Raw genomic sequence first — 1652 nt, 5'->3', positions numbered from 1 at the left:
AGCTTGATCTCGACGTTGTCGGTGACGCCCCAGGTGGCGTCCAGGTCGATATAGTAGGTCGCCGGGACGTTGGAGGGGACGCCGGCCGTGCCGAGGAAGGTCTCGCCCTCGTACTGCCGGAACTGGCGGTTCTCCATGGCGTCGATGTAGCGGACCCGGGCGCCGAAGCTGAGATCCTCGGTGGTGTAGCCCATCATGCCGATCTGACCGAGGTCCCAACGGGCGTTGAAGGTGGCCTTCCACTCGGGGAAGCTCGTGCCCAGGCCGGCGCCGAAATAGGAGATGGTGCCGGTATAGTCGACCGGCGGCAGCCCGGTGCGGTCAGCCTGCTTGTACTCCAGCACGTGGGTCAGCAGCAGGTTGGCCTGGAACGAACCCATCCAGTCGGGAGCGCCGAACCATTCCCAGTCGAAGCCGTAGTCGATCTGGAAGTCGAGGCCGGAGGTCTTGATGATGCCGCCGTTCTCGAAGGGCCACGGGCTATTGCCGGGCAGCAGCGGGTTGCGGATCGTCGAGTTGGTGAGGTTGCCGCCCGTCCGCGCGATGCCGGCGCAGTAGAGGTTGGTGTTCGAGTAGCTCGGGTTGGCGCCGTTGTAGTTGAAGCAGGATGCGATCGCCGTGTTGGTGTCGAAGATGATGATCGGGTCCGAGATCTCGATATTGTAGTAGTCGACGCTGCCGCGCAGGCGGCTCGTCCACTGGCCCTCCCAAGGCGAGGAGAGCGCGATGCCGACGGTGTAGGTGTCGGCCTTCTCGGGATCGAGAGCGAGACTTCCCGACAGGTTGATATTGGCCTGCGAACCGGGCGCGGTGGTGGCGCCGGTAGCCGGCACGCCCTGAGCCGCGCAGAGGCCGCGCAGGGTGCCCGGGCCGGTTCCCGACGCCTTCCAGGCGTTGGTGAAGGCCGAGCAGGGGTCGAAGATCTGCGGCGCCGAGGCCGTACCCACGAACAGTTCGGCGAAGTTCGGCTCACGAACGGCGCGCTGGTACGAGGCGCGCAGCCGGGCCCAGTCGTTGGCCTTCCAGTTCAGCTCGGCCTTATAGGTGGCCGAGCCGCGGTTCTCGGTGCGCCGGCCGGTGAGCAGGTCTTCGAATTGCGCCCAGGAGTAACGGAAGCCCAGGCCGACCTCGAGGCTCTCGATATAGGGCATGTCCTTGACGATCGGGATGATCGTCTCGCCGAAGATGTCGTTGAAGGCGCTGCTGCCGGCCTCGGGCAGGCCGACGGTGAAGCCCGAGAACGGACCTGGGTTGGACAGGAAGCGCAGGTTGTACTCGATACCGCGATGTTCGGCGCCGAGCACGATGGGCACGGGGCCCGCCGGCAGTTCGAACAGATCGCCGCTGATGAAGAATTGGCCGATGGTCTGCTCGTACTGCTCGCGCCGGGTGACTGGCGATTCCAGGGCCGCACGGCAGGTGCTGGACAGCGGGCGATCACCGAAGAAGTTCTGCGTCGCGCAGGCGCCGTTGGAGCCAGCCGGATTCTGGGTCGGGTGAGCCAGGATGTCGGTGAGGAGTTGGGTGTTGATGTTGCCGAACTGGGTCCGGTCGATCTCGGTGCGGCCCTGGCTGATATAGGCCTCGCCCTTGAAGTTCTCGCCGATCGGGAACTTCACGCCGGCCATGTACTGGACGACGGTGTTCTGGAA

At 65.3% G+C, this 1652-nt stretch carries 1 protein-coding gene; it reads right to left on the bottom strand.

The genetic code is table 11. From position 1 onward, the window contains the following. On the bottom strand, positions 1–1652 hold a 1652-nt coding region (locus V6M52_RS18270), incomplete at both ends, for a TonB-dependent receptor domain-containing protein (RefSeq protein WP_332702342.1).

It is taken from the genome of Devosia sp., from assembly GCF_036676215.1.
Classification (GTDB): domain Bacteria; phylum Pseudomonadota; class Alphaproteobacteria; order Rhizobiales; family Devosiaceae; genus Devosia.
This window is presented reverse-complemented; position numbering and strand designations above follow the sequence as displayed.